At 53.1% G+C, this 22,479-nt stretch carries 22 protein-coding genes; 14 read left to right on the forward strand and 8 right to left on the reverse strand.

Annotated features, from left to right (window positions below):
- The first annotated feature begins 4 nt into the window (after positions 1-4).
- From kdsC to npr, 9 genes are all read left to right on the forward strand, one after another.
- Positions 5-571 (forward strand): 3-deoxy-manno-octulosonate-8-phosphatase KdsC, encoded by a 567-nt coding sequence (gene kdsC, locus F3J30_RS17495; RefSeq protein ID WP_014071949.1) that lies wholly within the window; start codon positions 5-7, stop codon positions 569-571.
- Entirely contained in the window at positions 568-1,143 is a 576-nt protein-coding gene (gene lptC / locus F3J30_RS17500) for an LPS export ABC transporter periplasmic protein LptC (RefSeq protein WP_014071950.1), read from the forward strand. Before kdsC ends, lptC begins: the two co-directional genes overlap by 4 nt.
- Positions 1,112-1,666 (forward strand): lipopolysaccharide ABC transporter substrate-binding protein LptA, encoded by a 555-nt coding sequence (gene lptA / locus F3J30_RS17505; RefSeq protein ID WP_014071951.1) that lies wholly within the window; start codon positions 1,112-1,114, stop codon positions 1,664-1,666. Before lptC ends, lptA begins: the two co-directional genes overlap by 32 nt.
- Positions 1,667-1,672: 6 nt before the next feature.
- Positions 1,673-2,398, forward strand: coding sequence for an LPS export ABC transporter ATP-binding protein (lptB, locus tag F3J30_RS17510; RefSeq protein ID WP_014071952.1), 726 nt, complete (start codon positions 1,673-1,675; stop codon positions 2,396-2,398).
- A gap of 47 nt (positions 2,399-2,445) precedes the next feature.
- Complete coding sequence (gene rpoN, locus F3J30_RS17515; protein WP_014071953.1) at positions 2,446-3,879, forward strand: RNA polymerase factor sigma-54; 1,434 nt, start codon at positions 2,446-2,448, stop codon at positions 3,877-3,879.
- 22 nt (positions 3,880-3,901) lie between these two features.
- Complete coding sequence (gene hpf / locus F3J30_RS17520; protein ID WP_166718038.1) at positions 3,902-4,189, forward strand: ribosome hibernation promoting factor; 288 nt, start codon at positions 3,902-3,904, stop codon at positions 4,187-4,189.
- An 82-nt stretch (positions 4,190-4,271) separates the two neighbouring features.
- Positions 4,272-4,763, forward strand: coding sequence for a PTS IIA-like nitrogen regulatory protein PtsN (gene ptsN / locus F3J30_RS17525; protein WP_014071955.1), 492 nt, complete (start codon positions 4,272-4,274; stop codon positions 4,761-4,763).
- 45 nt (positions 4,764-4,808) lie between these two features.
- Positions 4,809-5,663, forward strand: a complete 855-nt coding sequence (gene rapZ / locus F3J30_RS17530) for an RNase adapter RapZ (RefSeq protein ID WP_014071956.1) — start codon at positions 4,809-4,811, stop codon at positions 5,661-5,663.
- Positions 5,660-5,932 carry a PTS phosphocarrier protein NPr gene (gene npr / locus F3J30_RS17535; protein ID WP_003861872.1) on the forward strand — a complete coding sequence of 91 codons (273 nt, stop codon included), beginning with the start codon at positions 5,660-5,662 and terminating at the stop codon, positions 5,930-5,932. The genes rapZ and npr overlap by 4 nt, the downstream gene beginning before the upstream one ends.
- 32 nt (positions 5,933-5,964) lie before the next feature.
- Here the strand turns inward: npr and mtgA are convergent, their stop codons facing one another.
- The 5 genes from mtgA to lptF all read right to left on the reverse strand — a co-directional run bounded on the left by mtgA (position 5,965) and on the right by lptF (position 12,225).
- Positions 5,965-6,690 carry a monofunctional biosynthetic peptidoglycan transglycosylase gene (gene mtgA, locus F3J30_RS17540; protein ID WP_166718039.1) on the reverse strand — a complete coding sequence of 242 codons (726 nt, stop codon included), beginning with the start codon at positions 6,688-6,690 and terminating at the stop codon, positions 5,965-5,967.
- Positions 6,687-7,340 carry an isoprenoid biosynthesis glyoxalase ElbB gene (elbB, locus tag F3J30_RS17545; protein WP_166718077.1) on the reverse strand — a complete coding sequence of 218 codons (654 nt, stop codon included), beginning with the start codon at positions 7,338-7,340 and terminating at the stop codon, positions 6,687-6,689. The genes mtgA and elbB overlap by 4 nt, the downstream gene beginning before the upstream one ends.
- Before the next feature lie 231 nt (positions 7,341-7,571).
- Positions 7,572-9,905, reverse strand: coding sequence for an aerobic respiration two-component sensor histidine kinase ArcB (gene arcB, locus F3J30_RS17550; protein WP_166718040.1), 2,334 nt, complete (start codon positions 9,903-9,905; stop codon positions 7,572-7,574).
- Between the two features lie 137 nt (positions 9,906-10,042).
- Positions 10,043-11,125 (reverse strand): LPS export ABC transporter permease LptG, encoded by a 1,083-nt coding sequence (gene lptG / locus F3J30_RS17555; protein ID WP_014071960.1) that lies wholly within the window; start codon positions 11,123-11,125, stop codon positions 10,043-10,045.
- Positions 11,125-12,225, reverse strand: a complete 1,101-nt coding sequence (gene lptF, locus F3J30_RS17560; RefSeq protein WP_014071961.1) for an LPS export ABC transporter permease LptF — start codon at positions 12,223-12,225, stop codon at positions 11,125-11,127. Before lptF ends, lptG begins: the two co-directional genes overlap by 1 nt.
- A gap of 266 nt (positions 12,226-12,491) precedes the next feature.
- On the opposite strand from lptF, the gene pepA reads away from it, so the two are divergent.
- The 3 genes from pepA to F3J30_RS17575 all read left to right on the forward strand — a co-directional run bounded on the left by pepA (position 12,492) and on the right by F3J30_RS17575 (position 17,420).
- Positions 12,492-14,003: a leucyl aminopeptidase gene (pepA, locus tag F3J30_RS17565; protein ID WP_166718041.1), complete on the forward strand. Its 1,512-nt coding sequence runs from the start codon at positions 12,492-12,494 to the stop codon at positions 14,001-14,003.
- Between the two features lie 118 nt (positions 14,004-14,121).
- Entirely contained in the window at positions 14,122-14,565 is a 444-nt protein-coding gene (gene holC / locus F3J30_RS17570) for a DNA polymerase III subunit chi (RefSeq protein ID WP_166718042.1), read from the forward strand.
- Positions 14,565-17,420, forward strand: coding sequence for a valine--tRNA ligase (locus F3J30_RS17575; protein ID WP_166718043.1), 2,856 nt, complete (start codon positions 14,565-14,567; stop codon positions 17,418-17,420). Before holC ends, F3J30_RS17575 begins: the two co-directional genes overlap by 1 nt.
- A gap of 39 nt (positions 17,421-17,459) precedes the next feature.
- On the opposite strand, the gene F3J30_RS17580 is transcribed toward F3J30_RS17575, so the two are convergent.
- Together F3J30_RS17580 and F3J30_RS17585 are read right to left on the reverse strand one after the other, a co-directional pair.
- Positions 17,460-17,987: a DUF943 family protein gene (locus F3J30_RS17580; protein ID WP_166718044.1), complete on the reverse strand. Its 528-nt coding sequence runs from the start codon at positions 17,985-17,987 to the stop codon at positions 17,460-17,462.
- A complete protein-coding gene (locus F3J30_RS17585) occupies positions 17,984-18,835 on the reverse strand; it encodes a DUF3289 family protein (RefSeq protein ID WP_166718045.1) in 852 nt (283 codons plus the stop codon). The genes F3J30_RS17580 and F3J30_RS17585 overlap by 4 nt, the downstream gene beginning before the upstream one ends.
- A gap of 209 nt (positions 18,836-19,044) precedes the next feature.
- Between F3J30_RS17585 and F3J30_RS17590 the strand changes: the two genes are divergently transcribed.
- Positions 19,045-19,545: a GNAT family N-acetyltransferase gene (locus F3J30_RS17590; RefSeq protein ID WP_166718046.1), complete on the forward strand. Its 501-nt coding sequence runs from the start codon at positions 19,045-19,047 to the stop codon at positions 19,543-19,545.
- An 83-nt stretch (positions 19,546-19,628) separates the two neighbouring features.
- Positions 19,629-20,648: an NAD(P)-dependent alcohol dehydrogenase gene (locus tag F3J30_RS17595; protein WP_014071966.1), complete on the forward strand. Its 1,020-nt coding sequence runs from the start codon at positions 19,629-19,631 to the stop codon at positions 20,646-20,648.
- Between the two features lie 92 nt (positions 20,649-20,740).
- On the opposite strand, the gene F3J30_RS17600 is transcribed toward F3J30_RS17595, so the two are convergent.
- Positions 20,741-22,387 carry a dihydroxyacetone kinase subunit DhaK gene (locus F3J30_RS17600; protein ID WP_166718047.1) on the reverse strand — a complete coding sequence of 549 codons (1,647 nt, stop codon included), beginning with the start codon at positions 22,385-22,387 and terminating at the stop codon, positions 20,741-20,743.
- Positions 22,388-22,479 lie beyond the last annotated feature (92 nt).

Below are 22,479 nucleotides of genomic sequence, written 5' to 3' on the forward strand. Positions count from 1 at the left end.
GACAATGAGTAATGCGGGTGCATCCCTTGCAACCTGTTATGGTCCGGTGAGTACAGCCATGATGGCGAAGGCGGAAAACATCCGTCTGCTGATCCTGGATGTAGATGGCGTACTCTCCGATGGCCTGATTTACATGGGCAATAATGGCGAAGAACTAAAAGCATTCAATGTTCGCGACGGTTACGGCATTCGCTGCGCGCTCACATCCGGCATCGAAGTTGCTATCATCACCGGGCGAAAAGCTAAACTTGTAGAAGACCGCTGCGAAACGTTGGGCATTACCCATCTGTATCAGGGACAATCCGACAAGATGTTGGCATTCAACGATTTGCTTGCGAAACTGTCCATCGCGCCCGAGCATGTTGCCTATGTGGGCGACGATCTGATCGACTGGCCGGTGATGGCCGAAGTGGGCCTGAGCATCGCGGTAGCCGATGCCCATCCGCTGTTGATACCGCGTGCTGACTATGTCACCCACATCAACGGCGGTCGCGGTGCCGTACGTGAAGTCTGCGATCTGCTTCTGCTGGCGCAGGGCAAGCTTGAAGAGGCCAAAGGGCAATCAATATGAGTAAAACCAGACGTTGGGTTATCATTCTGCTAACGCTTGTCGCACTGGTACTGATTGGCGTAAACCTCGCTGACCGTGACGATACCCAAACGGAAGTGATCAACAATAGCGATCCAACATACAAAAGCGATCATAGTGACACGGTGGTTTACAGCCCGGAAGGCGCGCTGAACTATCGCCTGATCGCAAAGCATGTTGAGTATTTTTCAGATGATGGTATCTCGTGGTTTACCCAACCGGTAATGACCACATTTGATACCGATAAAGTGCCAACATGGTCGATCAAGTCTGACAGAGCAAAATTAACAAATGACCGTATGCTTTATCTGTATGGTCATGTTGAAGTCAACGCCCTGACCGCTGACTCTCAACTGCGTAAAATTACAACAGATAATGCCCAGATTAACCTGGTGACCCAGGATGTGACTTCGCAGGATCTGGTTACACTGTATGGCACAACATTTAATTCCAGCGGTCTGAGAATGCGCGGGAACTTACGCAGCAAAAACGCCGAGCTGATTGAAAAGGTTAGATCCTCTTATGAAATTCAAAACAAACAAACTCAGCCTTAATTTTGTTATCGCCAGCGCGCTGCTGGCAGCCAGTCTTCCCGCACTTGCTGTGACTGGCGATACAGAACAGCCGATTCATATTGAATCTGACACCCAGTCTCTCGATATGCAGGGTAATGTCGTCACCTTTACCGGCAACGTCGTCATGACTCAGGGCACCATCAAAATTAACGCCGACAAAGTTGTCGTTACCCGTCCGGGCGGCGAGCAAGGCAAAGAAATTATTGATGGCTATGGCAACCCGGCAACCTTCTACCAGATGCAGGACAACGGTAAACCGGTTAAAGGCCACGCCACCCATATGCACTATGAACTGGCGAAGGATCTTGTCATCCTGACTGGTAATGCCTACCTGGAACAGCTGGACAGCAATATCACCGGCGACAAGATCACCTATCTGGTGAAAGAGCAGAAAATGCAGGCTTCCAGCGAGAAAGGCAAACGCGTCACCACCGTGCTTGTTCCTTCACAGCTGCAAGATAAAGGCAAAGGCCAGGCCCCGGCACAGAAGAAGAGTAACTAATTCGTTATGGCAACATTAACTGCAAAAAATCTCGCTAAGGCCTATAAAGGCCGCCGCGTCGTGGAAGATGTCAGTCTGACCGTCAACTCCGGCGAAATTGTTGGCCTTTTAGGCCCTAACGGTGCGGGTAAAACTACTACCTTCTACATGGTGGTAGGTATTGTGCCGCGCGATGCAGGCAACATTGTCATTGATGATGAAGACATCAGCCTGCTGCCGCTGCACGCCCGTGCGCGCCGTGGTATCGGCTATCTTCCACAGGAAGCGTCCATTTTCCGCCGTTTAAGCGTTTTCGATAACCTGATGGCCGTGTTGCAGATCCGTGACGATCTGTCGAGCGAGCAGCGTCAGGATCGCGCTAACGAACTGATGGAAGAGTTCCATATTGAACACCTGCGCGATAGCTTAGGCCAGGCGCTGTCAGGCGGTGAACGTCGTCGTGTCGAGATTGCACGCGCGCTGGCTGCAAACCCGAAATTCATCCTGCTGGATGAACCCTTCGCGGGCGTTGACCCTATTTCCGTCATCGATATCAAACGTATTATTGAGCATCTGCGTGACAGCGGGCTTGGCGTACTGATCACTGACCACAACGTCCGTGAAACGCTGGCCGTGTGTGAACGCGCCTATATTGTGAGCCAGGGCCATCTGATTGCCCACGGTACGCCGCAGCAGATCCTCGAAGATGAGCATGTTAAGCGCGTGTACCTTGGGGAAGACTTCAGACTCTGATAGGGTAGAGGTAACGTAACGCCGAACCGGAGAAAAATGCTCTGAACATGAAGCAAGGTTTGCAATTAAGGCTCAGCCAACAACTGGCGATGACGCCGCAGCTACAACAAGCTATCCGCCTGTTGCAGCTGTCCACGTTAGAACTCCAGCAGGAACTCCAGCAAGCGCTGGACAGCAACCCGTTGCTGGAGCAAACCGATCTTCATGACGAGGTAGACACTCAGCAAACGCAAGACACCGAAACGCTCGACACCGTTGATGCTCTCGAACAAAAAGAGATGCCGGACGAGCTGCCTCTGGATGCCAGCTGGGATGAAATCTACACCGCAGGAACCCCATCCGGGACGCGTGCAGACTACCAGGACGATGAGCTACCGGTCTATCAGGGTGAAACCACCCAGTCGCTTCAGGATTACCTGATGTGGCAGGTGGAGTTAACGCCCTTCACTGATACCGATCGTGCGATTGCAACCTCCATTGTCGATGCCGTTGATGACACCGGGTATTTGACCGTTTCCCTGGACGATATTCTTGAAAGCATCGGCGATGATGAGATCGAACTTGAGGAAATTGAAGCGGTTCTGAAGCGTATTCAGCGCTTCGACCCGGTTGGCGTGGCCGCGAAAGATCTGCGAGACTGCCTGCTGATCCAGCTTTCTCAGTTCGCCAAAGAGACACCGTGGATTGAAGAAGCCCGGTTAATCATCAGCGATCATCTGGATCTGCTGGCGAACCATGACTTCCGTACCCTGATGCGCGTCACCCGCCTCAAAGAAGAGGTGTTGAAAGAAGCCGTCAACCTGATCCAGTCGCTCGATCCTCGCCCTGGCCAATCCATCCAGACCAGCGAACCCGAATACGTTATCCCGGATGTGCTGGTCAGAAAGCATAACGGCCGCTGGGTTGTCGAACTGAACTCTGACAGCATTCCTCGCCTGCAAATCAACCAGCAGTACGCCTCCATGTGCACCAACGCACGCAACGACTCCGACAACCAGTACATTCGTAGCAATCTTCAGGAAGCGCGATGGCTGATCAAAAGTCTGGAGAGCAGAAATGATACGCTGCTCCGTGTAAGCCGCTGTATTGTCGAGCAGCAGCAGGCGTTCTTTGAGCAGGGCGAAGAGTATATGAAACCGATGGTGCTGGCAGATATCGCCCAGGCCGTCGAAATGCATGAATCAACCATTTCCCGCGTAACAACGCAGAAGTATCTGCACAGTCCGCGCGGTATTTTTGAGCTTAAGTATTTCTTCTCCAGCCATGTGAATACCGAAGGCGGCGGCGAAGCCTCGTCGACGGCCATTCGTGCACTGGTGAAGAAGTTGATCGCCGCGGAGAATCCCGCGAAGCCACTGAGTGACAGTAAGTTAACCACCATGCTGTCCGATCAGGGTATCATGGTGGCACGCCGTACTGTTGCAAAGTATCGAGAGTCTTTATCCATTCCGCCGTCTAACCAGCGTAAACAACTGGTCTGACACAACCGATAAGGAAGACACTATGCAGCTCAACATCACAGGACACAACGTCGAAATTACTGAGGCTTTACGCGATTTTGTGAACGCTAAGTTCGCGAAACTTGAGCAGTATTTCGAAAGGATCAACCAGGTCTATATTGTGTTGAAAGTGGAGAAAGTGACTCATATCTCGGATGCAACCCTGCACGTGAACGGGGGTGAACTCCATGCCAGTGCGGAAGGGCAAGACATGTATGCTGCTATCGACGGCTTGATTGACAAGCTTGCACGACAGCTCAATAAACATAAAGATAAACTGAAACAACACTAATTGTCCGGGCAGTTAACGGGTGCAGGAAGGCCTGTTGTGAAACACAACAGGCCATTTGTACAGTTAGCGCTTAGGTGAAATTATGATGAACAACGATTCCGCTCTTCAACTGAGCAATGTCCTTAACCAGGAATGTACCCGCAGTGGCGTTCACTGCCAGAGCAAAAAACGTGCGCTGGAAATCATCAGTGAACTGGCCGCAAAACAGCTGGGCCTGCCGTCTCAGGTGGTGTTCGAAGCTATTCTGACCCGCGAAAAAATGGGCAGTACTGGCATTGGCAACGGCATTGCTATCCCGCATGGCAAGCTGGAAGAAGACACCCTGCGTGCCGTTGGTGTTTTTGTGCAGCTCGAAACGCCGATCGCCTTCGACGCCATCGATAATCAGCCAGTCGATCTCCTCTTCGCGCTGCTGGTTCCTGCTGACCAGACCAAAACCCACCTGCATACGCTTTCGCTGGTCGCCAAACGTCTGGCCGATAAAACCATTTGCCGTCGACTGCGCTCAGCCCAAAGTGATGAAGAGTTATATCAAATTATCACTGAAGCAGAAGGCAATCAGGATGATGCATAACCGGGAGATGGCCTTCACATCTGTTGTCCTGAGGAGAAACGGAACATGGTGCTGATGATCGTCAGCGGTCGTTCAGGGTCGGGGAAATCCGTCGCCCTCCGCGCGCTTGAAGATATGGGCTTTTACTGTGTCGATAACCTGCCGGTTGTGCTGCTGCCCGACCTGGCCCGGACGCTTGCAGACCGACAAACGTCTGCTGCCGTCAGTATCGACGTCCGTAACATGCCAGAATCACCGGAAGTCTTTGAACAGGCGATGAACAACCTGCCTGACTCGTTTTCGCCTCAGCTGCTGTTCCTTGATGCTGACCGTAACACGCTGATTCGTCGTTACAGCGATACCCGCCGTTTGCATCCGCTCTCCAGCAAGAATCTCTCTCTGGAAAGCGCCATCGACGAAGAGAGCGACCTGCTGGAGCCGCTGCGCTCCCGTGCAGACCTCATTGTCGACACCTCTGAAATGTCCGTTCACGAGCTGGCTGAAATGTTGCGCACCCGTCTGCTGGGTAAACGCGAGCGCGAACTGACCATGGTGTTCGAATCCTTCGGCTTTAAGCACGGCATTCCTATCGATGCGGATTATGTTTTCGACGTGCGCTTCCTGCCGAACCCCCACTGGGATCCAAAACTGCGTCCAATGACCGGTCTTGATAAACCCGTGGCGGCGTTCCTCGACAGGCACACAGAAGTTCACAATTTTATCTACCAGACGCGCAGCTACCTTGAGCTATGGTTACCTATGCTGGAAACAAACAATCGCAGCTACCTGACGGTGGCAATTGGCTGTACCGGTGGTAAACATCGTTCGGTGTACATTGCCGAACAACTGGCCGATTACTTCCGCTCACGCGGGAAGAACGTTCAGTCCCGTCATCGCACGCTGGAAAAACGTAAAACATGACCGTAAAACAAACTGTTGAAATCACGAATAAGCTGGGTATGCACGCCCGCCCGGCGATGAAACTGTTTGAACTGATGCAGGGTTTTGATGCGGAGGTTCTGCTGCGTAACGATGAAGGTACAGAGGCTGAAGCCAATAGCGTCATCGCGCTACTGATGCTGGATTCTGCCAAAGGCAGACAAATTGAAGTTGAGGCAACAGGCCCACAGGAAGAAGAAGCTCTGGCAGCAGTGATTGCACTGTTTAATGCCGGATTTGATGAAGACTGATGCACCCGCCCTCTCCTTCCCGGAGAGGGTCATTAATACAGCTTATTCCCCGTCATAAACCCTTCCCCGCCTAGTTGGCGCATTTGCCGCATAATCCACGCCTGACGACCACGAACATACCCCGACGGGGCACTGGCCTTAAAGCGTACAGGATTGGGCAATACGGCTGCTAACAGAGCGGCTTCTGACATCGTCAGACGACTGGCAGGTTTATGGAAATAACGCTGTGCAGCGGCTTCGACACCAAACACCCCCTCACCAAACTCAGCGATATTCAGATAGACGGTCAGAATACGTTTTTTGCTCCAGACCGTTTCCATGCCAAGCGTCAGACCCGCTTCAAGACCTTTTCGCAGCCAGCTGCGTCCATCCCATAAAAACAGGTTTTTTGCCGTCTGCTGAGAAAGCGTGGATGCACCACGGACACGATCTTCATGTCTCTCGTTATGCGCCAGCGCTTTCTGGATAGCCGCCACGTCAAACCCCCAATGATCCGGGAATTTCTGATCTTCTGCGGCAATCACCGCCAGCCCCATAAACGGAGAGATCTGATCCATGCTCACCCAGTCAGAGTGTGCCACGTAGCCGAAATCACCGGATAACCAGGCGCTAATCTGGCGCTCAACCATCACGGCAGAAAAAGGGACAGGCATGATGCTAAACAGAGCGATACCACCGCCCCAGAAAACAGCCAGGACGATGACAATACGCAACAGGATCCGTTTAACCCATGCGCCAGCCTTAAATTTTCGGATCATTCAGTCAAAACCAACACTCTGTCCACCAGCTTCTCGATACCGGCAGCCGCCTCAGCGATGTTTTGCGCCAGCATGTAGGCAGGTGTTGTGACAATCTTATTGTCCTCATCCACCACGATGTCATCGACCGGGCAAGGCACATGTTCGCCCCCCATATCTTCAATCACTTCTGCGGTATCGATATCTGTCCCGATGGTCAGGCGAAGCGGGAAATCGAAAATTTTTGGCAGCATGGCAGGGGCAATACAGATAAAGCCCAGCGGCTTACCGGCGGAATGCATCGCCTGGGCCAGTACGCTAAGATCCCTGTCGACCAGGCATTCACTGCCCTGTGCTGCAAAGGTGCTTAAATTTTTGGCCGCGCCAAAGCCCCCCGGAACAATAAGCGCGTCAAGTTCAGCGGCATTGGCCTGCGCCAGGGGATGAATGTCACCCCGCGCAATTCTGGCCGCCTCAATCAGCACGTTACGGGTTTCCGGCATGGCTTCGCCAGTCAGATGATTTACCACGTCCACCTGATTTTTATCCGGGGCGAAGCAGATAACTTCAGCGCCACGTCTGGCTAATGCCAGCAGCGTTATTACCGATTCGTGTATCTCAGAACCGTCGTAAACACCACATCCACTGAGCACGACACCAATCTTTTTCATCATGACGTTCCTTCTTTGCAAATCGCTGAAGCATATTAATAATTCTGATTAAAACGCTATGCTTCACACATTTCACTGATTCATGTAACAAACTATTTAAGATTTGCTATCTTATCTGCGTGCGGCCTAAATTTTCAGGCGGCGTCCATGCGAAAACAACACAAAAAATCAGGCGCAGCCACGATTTCCCTGGTGTTGGCGCAGTATTCGCGCACCCCGGTTAAGCCGGGGTCATTTTTTTCTGGCGTCCACCCAGGCTTTCAGTACCGCCACATCGTTCTGCCACTCTTGTTTCATCTCTTCAACCCATTCACCCACGTTATCTTCCCATGCAGGTAAATCCGGGGATTGAATCTGTTGACCGAGCTGTTGCAGGTGACGCAAACCAACCGAACCGGCTGCGCCTTTAATTTTATGGCCCTCTTCAACGATCCCTTTTTGATCGCGCGCGGTCAGGTTCGATTCCAGCACACTTAAATATCCCGGCATCATTTTTTCAAATACGGCCAGACCATCGGTAATCAGTTTCGGGCCAACCAAATCGATGTATTGCTCAAGCATGGCAGTATCCAGAATCGCTTGTGTCTTCGCGCTATCAACAGACGTCATGGTGCTCTCCTCTTCATCACAGGTATCCCAGAACTTCTTAATCATGGCGGTTAATGCAGGAACCGCCAGCGGCTTGCTGAGCACATCGTCCATACCGGCATCGAGATACTCTTTTTTGTCCTTCAGCACGTTCGCTGTCAACGCTACCAGCGGCGGCAGCTCATCGGCGGCGTATTTACGCGTCAGCTCACGGGAGATATCCAGCCCGGTCATGTCCGGGAGCTGAATGTCCAGCAGCACCAGGTCGTACTCGCCTGGCGTGAACATATCCAGAGCGGCCTGGCCGGTCATCGCCACATCCACGCTGTTACCCAATTTTTCCAGCACTGAGCGCGCCACAATCACGTTCAGCTCAATGTCTTCCACCAGCAGAACATGCAGTGCAGGCAGCGGCATTTCGTCGTTATCAAAGGTGTCTTCAACCTCTTCTGCAACGGCCGGAGCATGAACTGTCAGCGTAAAGACAGAACCTTTTCCCGGCTGGCTGGCGACGGTAATATCCCCACCCATGCTTCTGGCCAGACGCTTAGAGACGGCCAGGCCAATCCCGGTACCCGTTGCCGGTTTACCGCCGTGGCTGTCTTTCACCTGGTAATACATTGCGAAGATTTTATCCTGCTCTTCCTGCGGAATGCCGATACCGGAATCTTCAACCTCGAAATGCAGCATGTCCCCTTCGTCATAGCGGATACGCACTGCCACCCGGCCTTTCTGGGTAAATTTCACCGCGTTGCTGATCAGGTTCCACAGGATCTGGCGCAGACGCGTGCCGTCAGTGGTCACTTTATGCGGCAGCGGCAACGTTGGCTCCATCACAAAGCTCAGCCCCTTTTGCTGAGCCTGTAAGCCGGACAGGTTTTCCAGGTCGGCCAGGAAGCTGGTAAAATCCACCGGCTGGTTGTCGAGCTGAACTTTACGGCGCTCCATCTTATCCATGTCGATAATATCGTTGAAGATATTGCCCAGCGTCACCGCAGAGACATGGATCGTTTTCAGGTATTTTTCCTGTTCACCCGTTAATTCCGTATCCAGCAGAATGCGGCTCAGGCCAACAATCCCGTTCAACGGCGTGCGCAGTTCATGGCTGATGGTGGAGATAAAGGTGGTTTTGTCTCGGCTGGCGCGCTCCAGAGCATCCTGATAACGCTTACGCTCGGTGATATCACGGCCAAAGCCCATCAGGCCGTGGCGTTTCCCCACGCGGTCGTAGTAAGGCACCTTACGGATTTCAAAGCAGGCTTTCCGTCCGTCCGGGTAGTCCAGCCACTGCTCATAGGTGAGAGAAACATTATGACGGAAGACCTTTTCATCCGTTTCCATTACCTTCGCCGCCGCCTCTTCAGAATAGACATCCTGTGGCTTAAGGTTAACGAGCTGTTTCTCACTCTTACCGGTGAGCAACTCCATCGCCCGGTTACAGCCGGAAAACTCTTTATCTTCGTTACGGTAGAAAACCAAATCCGGTGAGGCATCAAGGAAGGAGCGCAGGAAAGAGGATTGCTGCTCGAGCTGGATTTGCGTCACCTCACGCTCTTTCATTTCAATTTTCAGCTGCTCAAGCGTGGCCTGACGTTCGGCTTCAGCTTTCTCACGATCTGAAATCTCCTGGTTGAGCTGAGCAATATTGTCCTTGAGCTGGACGTTAAGTTTGAGATCGCGCTCGCGCATCTCTTCCAGCTTATCAACCAGTTTTGATAAACGCTGACGGGACTCTTCAAGCTGCTCCACCACCACGGAGAGGAAATAGACCGCCCAGGGCGTAATCAGCAATCCGAAGAAGATAGAGCGGATCACGTCGATACTTTCGACCTGACCATGCAAGACCATGGTGACAGCCATCTGCACAACAATCGCCAGAACCACCAGCGCCAGAGCCAGCAGCATGGAGAAACGTACCAGGCCGAGCTTCATCATCAGGTCGACATAGTACTGGGCCAGCATTCGAATTTGCTTCATAGAGGATCCCTTCACGACTTTATCGCCCAATAATACTCAAATTCAGGGCGTGGCGGTGGAGGTTGTGAGAAAAAGTGCGGGGTGAAACAGGAGATTAGCCTCGCTCCCGACGGGCCGGGAGCGAGGAAAAGGATTTATCAGGAACGTTTCAGAAGCAGCCAGAGGCTGATCAGCAGGAAACTGGCGCTTGGCAACAGCGCACCGATAATCGGCGGGATGCCATAAACCAACGTCAGCGGACCAAAAATCTGGTCGAGAACGTAGAACACGAACCCGCAGCTGATACCGGTTACGACGCGAACCCCCATCGGCACGCTACGCAACGGCCCGAAGATAAACGACAGCGCCATCAGCATCATGACCGCAACGGACATCGGCTGGAAAATCTTGCTCCACATATTGAGCTGATAACGCCCGGCGTCCTGGCCGCTCGATTTCAGATATTTCACGTAGTTATGCAGACCGCTAATGGACAGCGCATCAGGATCTAACGCCACCACACCCAGTTTGTCCGGGGTAAGGTTGGTCTTCCATGTACCAGAAACCGTCTGAGAGCCGGTGATCTGTTTCGGGTCTTTGAGGTCTGATTCATCAACCTGTGATAAGCGCCATTGCTTATGCTCGGGATCAAACTTCGCAGAGGACGCGTGACGCACAGACTGTAAACGACGCTGGTCGTTGAAAGCGTAAATACTCACGCCCCCCAGTTCATCATCGCCTTTCACCCGTTCAATGTAGACAAAGTTATTGCCATCTTTTGCCCACAGTCCTTGCTGGGTCGAGAGCAATGAGCCACCGTACATGGCCTGCGCACGATAGTTACGCGCCATCTGCTCACCCTGTGGCGCCACCCACTCGCCGATCGCCATGGTCAGCAGTACCAGCGGAATAGCGGTTTTCATCACAGAGAGGGCAACCTGCAAACGGGTAAACCCGGAGGCTTGCATTACCACCAGCTCACTGCGCTGCGCCAGCATTCCCAGGCCAAGCAGTGCGCCTAACAAAGCGGCCATAGGGAAGAAGATCTGGACATCTTTTGGCACGCTGAGAAGGGTATACATCCCGGCGCCCAACGCGTCGTAGCTACCCTGCCCGGCTTTTTTCAACTGGTCGACAAATTTAATAATGCCGGAGAGCGACACCAGCATGAACAACGTCATCATGATGGTGGAGAAAATGGTTTTACCGATGTAGCGGTCGAGAACGCCAAACGCCTGCATTACAACGCTCCTTTACGCGAGAATCGGGCACGAATGCGGCGCACCGGCACCGTATCCCACAGGTTTAATCCCAGCGCCAGCAGGATATACAAACTGTTAACCGCCCACGTCCAGACCATTGGATCAAGTTTACCCTTCGCACCATTCGAACGAATCGAGGTTTGCAGCAGGAAGTAGACCAGATACAGCAGCATCGCCGGCAGCATTGAGAGCACGCGGCCCTGACGCGGGTTAACCACGCTCAGCGGAACGACAATCAGCGCCATCATAAACACGGTGAATACGAGAGTAATACGCCAGTGGAACTCTGCGCGCGCCCTGTCGGTATCGGTATTCCAGAGCGTGCGCATATCCATCTGTTCGGTATCGCCTGGATCAAGCGCAACCGCCTGGTGACCAATAATGGCCTGGTAGTTCTCGAAGTCCGTAATACGGAAATCGCGAAGCATCGCGGTGCCTTCAAAACGGGTGCCTTTATTCAGCGTAACAATCTGGGAACCATCTTTACGCTGCGCCAGCTGGCCTGAATCAGCCACCACAACTGACGGGCGAGCATTGCCCTTCGTGCGCAGCTGCGCGAGGAATACGTCATTGAATTTGCTGCCATCAACGCTTTCGATGAACAGCACAGAGTTACCGTCGGTGGCCTGCTGGAACTGCCCTTGCGCTAACGCCGCCATACCCGGGTTGGCTTTGGCTTCGGCCAGCACTTCATCCTGATGACGAGAGGACATCGGGCCCGCCCACATGACATTCACCGCAGCAACAATCCCGGTAAACAGCGCCAGTATCATGGCGGCCTTCACCAGCACGGCTTTACTCAGGCCGCAGGCGTGCATGACCGTGATTTCACTTTCGGTATAGAGTCTGCCCAGCGTCATGAGCAAACCGAGGAAAAGACTCAGCGGCAGAATGAGCTGCGCCATCTCCGGGATCCCCAGCCCTAGCAGGGAAAGCACCAGATTTGTTGGGATTTCGCCGTCAACGGCCGCGCCGAGGATCTTCACCAGCTTCTGACAGAAGAAGATCAGCAGCAGGATGAACAGGATCGCCAGTTGGCTTTTGAGCGTTTCCCGCACCAGATATCTTATGATTATCACTTTAAATACGCCCGTAAAAACCCGTCTTTTTGCTGGAAAATCGCTTGTTTCATGGCTTAAACGTCATTTATTCTCTTGAGTCGTCGAAATCATCGCTAAGATTAAAAAACCCGGCGGATTCACGCTTCAGGATATTTTCTGACGTGTCGAAACCGTAATAACGTAAGATTAACACGAAGTCACCACAACAGCGGACATGAGTTACGAAAGGTTTCAATTCTATCCGTAGCAGCCGCCGTTGTCTTTAAGATTCAGGAGCGTAGTGCATGGAGTTCAGTGTAAAAAGCGGTAGCCCGGAGAAACAGCGGAGTGCCTGCATCGTTGTGGGCGTCTTTGAACCACGCCGACTCTCCCCGATCGCCGAACAACTCGATAAAATCAGTGACGGCTATATCAGCGCCCTGCTGCGCCGTGGCGAACTGGAAGGCAAACCTGGGCAGACGCTGTTACTGCACCATGTTCCGAACGTGCTGTCCGAGCGCATTTTGCTGATTGGTTGTGGCAAAGAGCGCGAACTGGATGAACGCCAGTACAAGCAGGTTATTCAGAAAACCATTAACACGCTGAATGATACCGGCTCAATGGAAGCGGTATGCTTCCTGACCGAACTGCACGTCAAAGGGCGTAACACCTACTGGAAAGTGCGTCAGGCCGTTGAGACGGCCAAAGAGAGCCTGTACAGCTTTGATCAGCTGAAGACCAACAAGAGCGAGCCACGTCGCCCGCTGCGTAAAATGGTCTTTAACGTCCCTACCCGTCGCGAACTGACCAGCGGCGAGCGCGCCATCCAGCACGGTCTGGCGATTGCCGCGGGGATTAAAGCCGCAAAAGATCTTGGCAACATGCCACCGAACATCTGTAACGCGGCATACCTGGCTTCCCAGGCACGCCAGCTGGCGGACTCGTACAGCAAGAACGTCATCACCCGCGTGATTGGCGAACAGCAGATGAAAGAGCTGGGGATGCACTCTTACCTCGCGGTCGGCAACGGTTCTCAGAACGAATCGCTGATGTCGGTCATCGAGTACAAGGGCAACCCGTCCGAAGAAACACGTCCGATTGTGCTGGTCGGTAAAGGCCTGACCTTCGACTCTGGCGGTATCTCCATCAAGCCTGCCGAAGGCATGGACGAGATGAAGTACGACATGTGCGGCGCGGCAGCAGTGTACGGCGTGATGCGAATGGTCGCTGAGCTTCAGCTGCCCATTAACGTCATTGGCGTGCTGGCTGGCTGTGAAAACATGCCTGGCGGTCGCGCGTACCGTCCGGGTGACGTACTGACCACCATGTCTGGCCAGACTGTTGAAGTGCTAAATACCGATGCAGAAGGCCGTCTGGTGCTGTGCGATGTGCTGACCTACGTTGAGCGCTTCGAGCCAGAAGCTGTTATCGACGTCGCGACGCTGACCGGCGCCTGCGTGATTGCACTGGGTCACCACATTACCGGCCTGATGTCGAACCACAACCCGCTGGCACACGAGCTTATCGGCGCGTCCGAACAAGCCGGTGACCGCGCGTGGCGTCTGCCACTGGGTGATGAGTACCAGGAACAGCTGGAGTCCAACTTTGCGGATATGGCGAACATCGGCGGTCGTCCTGGTGGTGCTATCACCGCAGGCTGCTTCCTGTCGCGCTTTACTCGCAAGTATAACTGGGCACATCTCGATATCGCGGGCACCGCATGGCGCTCCGGTAAAGCCAAAGGCGCAACCGGCCGTCCGGTCGCTCTGCTGTCGCAGTTCCTGCTCAATCGTGCGGGTTTTAACGGCGAAGAGTGATGTAAAACGCCGGGTGGCGGTTTCGCCTTACCCGGCCTACAACGTCACTCAACCGTAGGCCGGGTAAGCGTAGCGCCACCCGGCTTTGCATTTAAATCCACGACAAGAAACCCCATATATGAAGAATGCAACGTTCTACCTTCTGGACAACGACACCCATCAGGATGGCCTGAACGCCGTTGAACAACTGGTGTGTGAAATTGCCGCAGAACGTTGGCGCGCGGGCAAACGTGTTCTGATTGCCTGCGAAGATGAGCAGCAGGCGATCCGCCTTGATGAAGCGCTATGGGCGCGCCCGCCGGAGAGTTTTGTTCCGCATAATTTGTCTGGCGAAGGGCCGCGCGGTGGCGCACCGGTCGAAATTGCCTGGCCGCAGAAGCGCAACAGTAGCGCGCGTGATGTGCTGATTAGCTTGCGCATCGATTTTGCAGATTTTGCCACCGCTTTCACAGAAGTGGTAGACTTTGTCCCCTACGAAGAAACTTTGAAACAACTTGCCCGCGAACGCTACAAAGCGTACCGCCTGGCTGGTTTTAACCTGAATACGGCAACCTGGAAATAATGGAAAAGACATATAACCCACGCGATATCGAACAGCCGCTTTACGAGCACTGGGAACAGCAGGGCTATTTCAAGCCTAACGGCGATGAAAGCAAAGAGTCCTTCTGCATCATGATCCCGCCGCCGAACGTCACCGGCAGTTTGCATATGGGTCATGCTTTCCAGCAGACCATCATGGACACCATGATCCGCTACCAGCGTATGCAGGGTAAAAACACCCTGTGGCAGGCGGGGACTGACCACGCGGGTATCGCGACCCAGATGGTTGTTGAACGTAAAATTGCCGCTGAAGAAGGTAAAACTCGCCATGACTACGGTCGCGATGCCTTCATCGACAAAATCTGGCAGTGGAAAGCGGAATCTGGCGGCACCATCACCCGTCAGATGCGCCGTCTCGGCAACTCCGTGGACTGGGAGCGCGAGCGCTTCACCATGGACGAAGGTCTTTCCAACGCCGTTAAAGAAGTGTTCGTCCGTCTGTACAAAGAAGACCTGATTTACCGTGGCAAACGCCTGGTAAACTGGGACCCGAAACTGCGCACCGCAATCTCTGACCTGGAAGTGGAAAACCGCGAGTCTAAAGGCTCCATGTGGCATATCCGCTATCCGCTGGCTGACGGCGCGAAAACCGCAGACGGTAAAGACTACCTGGTTGTGGCAACGACCCGTCCGGAAACCCTGCTGGGCGATACCGGCGTGGCCGTTAACCCGGAAGATCCGCGCTATAAAGATCTGATCGGTAAATTCGTGGTGCTGCCGCTGGTTAACCGCCGTATTCCGATTGTGGGCGACGAACACGCCGACATGGAAAAAGGCACCGGCTGCGTAAAAATCACCCCGGCGCACGACTTTAACGACTATGAAGTCGGTCGTCGTCACGCCCTGCCAATGATCAACATTCTGACCTTCGACGGTGATATCCGTGAAAGCGCAGAAGTGTACGATACCAAAGGCGAAGAAACTGACGTTTACTCAAGCGATATCCCGGCAGAGTTCCAGAAACTGGAACGTTTTGCTGCACGTAAAGCCATCGTTGCTGCTGTTGACGCACTGGGCCTGCTGGAAGAAATCAAACCTCACGATCTGACCGTGCCGTACGGCGACCGTGGTGGTGTGGTTATCGAGCCAATGCTGACCGACCAGTGGTACGTGCGTGCCGACGTGCTGGCGAAACCGGCTGTTGAAGCGGTTGAAAACGGCAGCATCCAGTTCGTGCCGAAGCAATACGAAAACATGTACTTCTCCTGGATGCGTGATATTCAGGACTGGTGTATCTCCCGTCAGCTGTGGTGGGGTCATCGTATCCCGGCCTGGTATGACAACGAAGGCAATGTCTACGTTGGCCGTACTGAAGACGAAGTGCGTCAGGAAAACAACCTGAGTGCCGACGTTGCCCTGCGTCAGGACGAAGACGTGCTGGATACCTGGTTCTCCTCCGCGCTGTGGACCTTCTCCACGCTCGGCTGGCCAGAAAACACCGATGCGCTGCGTCAGTTCCACCCAACCAGCGTGATGGTTTCCGGCTTCGACATCATCTTCTTCTGGATTGCCCGCATGATCATGATGACCATGCACTTCATCAAAGACGAAGATGGCAAACCTCAGGTTCCGTTCCATACCGTCTACATGACCGGTCTGATTCGTGACGATGAAGGCCAGAAAATGTCCAAATCCAAGGGTAACGTTATTGATCCGCTGGATATGGTTGACGGTATCTCTCTGGAAGACCTGCTGGAAAAACGTACCGGCAACATGATGCAGCCACAGCTGGCTGAGAAAATCCGCAAGCGCACCGAGAAGCAATTCCCGAACGGGATTGAACCTCACGGTACTGACGCCCTGCGTTTCACCCTGGCGGCACTGGCCTCAACCGGCCGTGACATTAACTGGGACATGAAGCGTCTGGAAGGTTACCGTAACTTCTGTAACAAGCTGTGGAACGCCAGCCGCTTCGTGCTGATGAACACCGAAGATCAGGATTGCGGTTTCAACGGCGGCGAGATGACTCTGTCTCTGGCCGATCGCTGGATCCTGGCCGAGTTCAACCAGACGGTGAAAGCGTTCCGCGACGCGCTGGACAGCTATCGCTTCGATATTGCTGCGGGCATCCTGTACGAATTCACCTGGAACCAGTTCTGTGACTGGTATCTGGAACTGGCTAAGCCGGTCATGAACGGCGGTTCAGAAGCGGAACTGCGCGGTACGCGTAATACGCTGATTACCGTGCTGGAAGGTCTGCTGCGTCTTGCGCATCCGGTCATTCCATTCATCACCGAAACCATCTGGCAGCGTGTGAAGGTTATTGCGGGCATCAACGCAGACACCATCATGCTCCAGCCATTCCCGGAATTCGATGCAGCCCGTGTTGATGAAGCCGCAGCGGCCGATACCGAATGGCTGAAACAGGCGATCGTTGCAGTGCGTAACATCCGTGCAGAAATGAACATCGCGCCAGGTAAACCGCTTGAGCTGCTGCTGCGCGGTTGCAGCGAAGCTGCCGTTCGTCGTGTCACCGAGAACAACACCTTCCTGCAAACCATGGCACGTCTGGAGAACATCACCGTGCTGCCTGCTGATGACAAAGGTCCGGTATCCGTGACCAAAATCATCGATGGCGCAGAACTGCTGATCCCGATGGCTGGCCTTATCGACAAAGACGCTGAGCTGGCCCGTCTGGCGAAAGAAGTGGCAAAAGTCGATGTGGAAATTGGCAAAATCGAAAGCAAACTGGCGAACGAAGGCTTTGTGGCCCGCGCGCCGGAAGCGGTCATCGCCAAAGAGCGTGAACGTCTGGTTGCCTTTGCTGATGCGAAGACCAAGCTGATTGAGCAGCAGGCTATTATCGCAGCGCTGTAATATTATGAAAACGCCGGAGGCCCTCTTCGGCGTTTTCTTTTATAAGGCATTTTTTATTCGTACCGGCTTCCCGTCTGGCATAGTTATCCAGTAATACTCTATATTGCTGAAAGAAAATCTTTCGTAAGATCCCGCATCGAATTCCACGACTAGCAGTACATTTTTTTCAATACAATTTTCTTTTGTGTTTTTTTGTGGCGGAAAACAAAACAGATCACCATCTCCCGATTTCTCACCATCAATAAACCCGCCACCAACATCCCAAAAAACAATATAGTAAGAGGCACTTGTTGGTATATGGTATTTTACCTTCAGCTCATTTTTGTGCTGCAGATACCAGTGTATCCGCCCCCACTCGGTTAATGCAAAATGGTTAACTGCAATATCATAGGCCTCAAAATCAATAAAACCACGTTTACTACTGGGATAAAGCCCATGAAAAAAGGTAGGATCATACTCAAATCTCTCACCAGCCCGAAGGATTGTCACAGGTCGTTGAGCCCAGAGGAGATAACCGCATATCAGCAACACCAGGCCACCGATAATGACATTACGTTTCGGCTTCATACGCTCCCTTGAATATGCACATGGGCAGTTAAATTAGTCATAAAGGGTTTGTATGCATAATCACGATGCCTCTGCAGGAAAAACCAGATGCGGAAGAAGCGAAAATTTTTATAGAGTTCGTTAGCAATATCCTCTCTGCCCAAGCCAAAATGATCCTGCCCTTGAAAAGAAAGTAATCCCTCCCATGACATGGCATAGCGCTGGAAACGCACCAGTTTGATTTGTTGCGCATAAATATCATGTACGCTTACCCCCAAACCATTTACTCTGTCGATATAACGGTTGAATTTTGGCAGTTTAGAATTTTTCATTTCTGAGTTAAGTTTTACAAAGAAGAAATCATCCAGGCGCGCGTCCCGTTTAGTATGCAATTGTTTATTGACCTCATCCCGAATTTTCATCAACATATCATTCGTTCCAACGCCCCTTATGACCTCCTTATACGCACAATTCAGAAGTCCACCAGACCATGGTAGCCCATTACCGTAATGAAAATGATCAATCAATTCCCCAATAATAGGGGAATATAACCCTTTCGCGAATTGTGCTGACAGTTCTTTCATCTCATCAAACATGATATCTGCACAATGTTGGCGACTAATCAGCCTCCCTTGCGGTTGTTGATGGCCAAAACTCAAAGCATGGATGTTAAAAGTAGCTTCCATATCAAATTGCAAAAACCTGAATGGGTCGACACGAGCAGAAATATCCTGCAGCCCCAGTTGTTGAAAGTCCCAATCGTTCAAATCACCATACTTCATATCATCAATATGATAATCCTCAAAGCGATGGAGTGTGGAAAATATCTCTCGTGGCAGAGACATAACTAAATGCATATCCCTATTCATAATTCATCACCCTGACAAATAATATAATGAAGCTTAAAATCAAGGTGGAAAAATTAATCTAAATACAATTAATAAAAATTGAGCCACACGACGAAATTCGCCAATTAATGATGAAAAAAATTCTCAGTGGTAATATCTACCTTGCATGATAGAAAAGAGGGTGGTATCAAATATCACTATGATGAATTGTTTTTCGATTGAGTAACAAAATGAGTTCCAAGCAGTCCCTCCCTACACTCCGCCGGATATCCGCCAACGACAACCCGGCTATCGCCTCCGTCATCCGTACGGTTTCAGCAGAGTATGGCCTCTCGGCCGATAAAGGCTATACGGTTGCCGACCCCAACCTGGATGAGCTGTTCCAGCTATACAGCCAGCCGGGCCATGCCTACTGGGTTATCGAGCAGGACGGCAAGGTCGTGGGCGGTGGCGGTGTTGCGCCACTCAGCTGTAGTGAACCGGATATTTGCGAACTCCAGAAAATGTATTTTCTGCCTACGGTTCGTGGGCAAGGCCTGGCGAAGAAACTGGCGCTGCTGGCCTTTGAACACGCGCGTGCTCAAGGTTTTAAACGCTGCTACCTCGAAACAACCGCCTTCCTCAAAGAAGCTATCGCCCTGTATGAACATCTGGGCTTCGAGCATATTGATGCGCCGCTTGGCTGTACCGGCCATGTTGATTGCGAAGTCAGAATGCTGAAAAATCTGTAAATTTCGTTCCTGCCGTCTTCTGTTAAGCGACTGTAAACTGAATGCTCTACACTCTCAGTTCACACCATAACGGGGGAAAAACGATGTCGAAGATAAAAAGCTACGCCGCACCGCAGGCGGGTGCAGAACTTGAACTGTACGAGTACGATGCGGGCGATTTAAAAGCTGAAGACGTCGAAGTGCAGGTTGATTACTGCGGGATCTGCCATTCAGATCTCTCCATGATCGACAATGAATGGGGCTTCTCCAGCTATCCGCTGGTTGCCGGACACGAAGTGATCGGACGCGTCGTCGCCCTCGGAACCGCTGCGCAGGATAAAGGCCTGAAGATCGGCCAGCGCGTGGGAATCGGCTGGACGGCACGCAGCTGTGGTCACTGTGATGCCTGCATCAGCGGCAATCAGATCAACTGCCTGGAAGGCGCTACGCCGACTATCCTGAACAAAGGCGGTTTCGCCGATAAACTGCGTGCCGACTGGCAATGGGTTATTCCGCTGCCGGACAGCATCGATATCGAATCCGCAGGCCCGCTGCTGTGCGGCGGTATTACGGTGTTCAAACCACTGCTGATGCACCATATCACCGCCACCAGCCGCGTTGGCGTGATCGGTATTGGCGGTCTGGGCCATATCGCCATCAAGCTGCTGCACGCAATGGGCTGCGAGGTTACGGCATTTAGCTCTAATCCGGCGAAAGAGAAAGAAGTGCTGGCGATGGGTGCGGATAAAGTGGTGAACAGCCGCGATCCGGAAGCATTGAACGCGCTCGCGGGTCAGTTTGATTTGATCATCAACACCGTCAACGTCGATCTTGACTGGCAGCCGTACTTTGAAGCGCTGGCCTACGGCGGTAACTTCCACACCGTCGGCGCCGTGATGAAGCCACTGCCAGTTCCGGCGTTTACGCTGATCGGCGGGGATCGTAGCGTGTCTGGCTCGGCCACCGGCACACCATTCGAGTTGCGCAAGCTGATGAAGTTTGCCGGACGCACCAAAGTAGCGCCAACAACCGAGCTGTATCCGATGTCGAAAATCAATGAAGCTATCCAGCACGTTCGTGACGGCAAAGCCCGTTACCGTGTGGTGTTGAAAGCGGATTTCTGATGTGACAATGCCGGGGAATGTGCGGCCTGATGCCCTCACCCCAACCCTCTCCCACGGGGAGAGGGCGCAAACACTAAAAACGGTAACGGTTGTTACCGTTTTGCTTCTACCATGGCCTTAAACACTTCTGCCACTGCAACCGCCCCCGGATCGGTCACTCCGTCCAGATTCTCTTTATTCACGTACGACGAACGCCCAGCTCCCGCTTTTACCATCTTCGCCGTCACGTCAGCACCTGCCTGTGCCGCCTGTGCCGCAGCCTTAAGATCGCCTTTTTGCAGCGCCTCAAGCGCCGGCTGCAGCGCGTCGATCAGCGTGCGATCGCCGAGGTCGGCCCCGCCGTACTGCTTCATCTGCGCCAGCCCGCTGAGCAATGCCTCGGGTAGCGGCTGACCATCGTGAAGCTTTTGCCCGGCGGCCGTGAAGAAGATCGACATTAATACGCCACTCGATCCGCCCATTACCGTTGCCAGCCGCTCCCCCACCAGCAACAACAGCGTCGGTAGATCGTTAAGCGGGAGTTTCCCCGCCTCCAGATACTGCGCAATATCCCGCGCGCCTTGCGCAAAGGTCGAACCGGTATCACCATCACCGACTTTTGCATCGAGGGCATTCAGCCGGTTTTCCAGCCCGGAAAGCGTGTCCGTAGCCGCCGACACATAGCCCGCCACCTGCGGATTTTCCGACGGGGTATATTCCACGCGGTCATGAATGGCGCTGTGCGCAACGGTACGCAATGGCGCAAACGCCACCGGCTTCTGCCAGCCCAGCGTCTCGACGTCTTCATGGAGCGCTTTTTCGAACAGGTCGTTAAGCTTCAACAACGACAGAGAAAAACCTTTCATATCCAGCGAGCTCACCAGCAGCGCCGGGCCAATCAGCCAGGCTATCTGCTCTTTCAGCGCGGAATGCGCCAGCTCTTTGGTCAGCAGCGCCATCTCCAGTGCCGACACGCCACCGAGGTTATTGATCAGTACCGCAAATCGCCCCTCACCAGCCTGCGCTTTTAGCGCATTGACCAGCGTGTCGATAATCTCTTTGCTGTTTTGCGTATCAACAACCGTTGCCCCCGGTTCACCGTGAATACCCAGCCCCAGCTCAACATGCCCTTTTCTGATGCGCCCCTCTTCATCGTCGCTGCCCGGCAGGTTGCAGGTCTGCATTGCCACCCCCAGACTCCAGAGGTTGTCACAGGCCTGTTGCGCAATGTCCCGCACCTCACCCAGCGATTTGCCGTGCTCGGCGGCGTAACCCGCAATCTTGTGAACCAGCGCCGTGCCCGCAATGCCGCGTGGCTGCTTGTTATCCGGCAGGGCGATGTCATCTGCGACAATAACCATTTCGACCTTCAGGCCATAGCGTTTGGCTTTTTCCGCTGCCAGGCCAAAGTTAAGGCGATCCCCGGTGTAGTTTTTGACAATCAGCAGGCAGCCCCGGTCGCCCGTCACTGCCACAATAGCATTCAGCACCGCATCCACGCTGGGTGAAGCAAACAGGTCGCCACAAACCGCCGCCGTCAGCATCCCTTTTCCGACAAACCCGGCATGAGCCGGTTCATGCCCTGAACCGCCGCCAGAAATAACCGCCACACGGCTCTTATCCCAGTCACTGCGTGCCACCACACGGATGGCCGGGTCGATATCGAGTTTGACGAGGTTGCCGTGCGGAGCAGAAATCAAAATGCCTTCAATGGCGTCGTTGACCAGCTGTTTGCGGTCGTTAAAGAAGAATCTGGACATAATTTCCTGAAATGTTGTGAACCGTATGCAAAAGCATAGTCCGCACTGGATAATACGCCGCAAAGTAAGGAATTTACTGAGTCATAGTGCCG

This window comes from Enterobacter sp. Tr-810, from assembly GCF_011752765.1.
In the GTDB taxonomy this organism is placed as follows: domain Bacteria; phylum Pseudomonadota; class Gammaproteobacteria; order Enterobacterales; family Enterobacteriaceae; genus Enterobacter; species Enterobacter soli.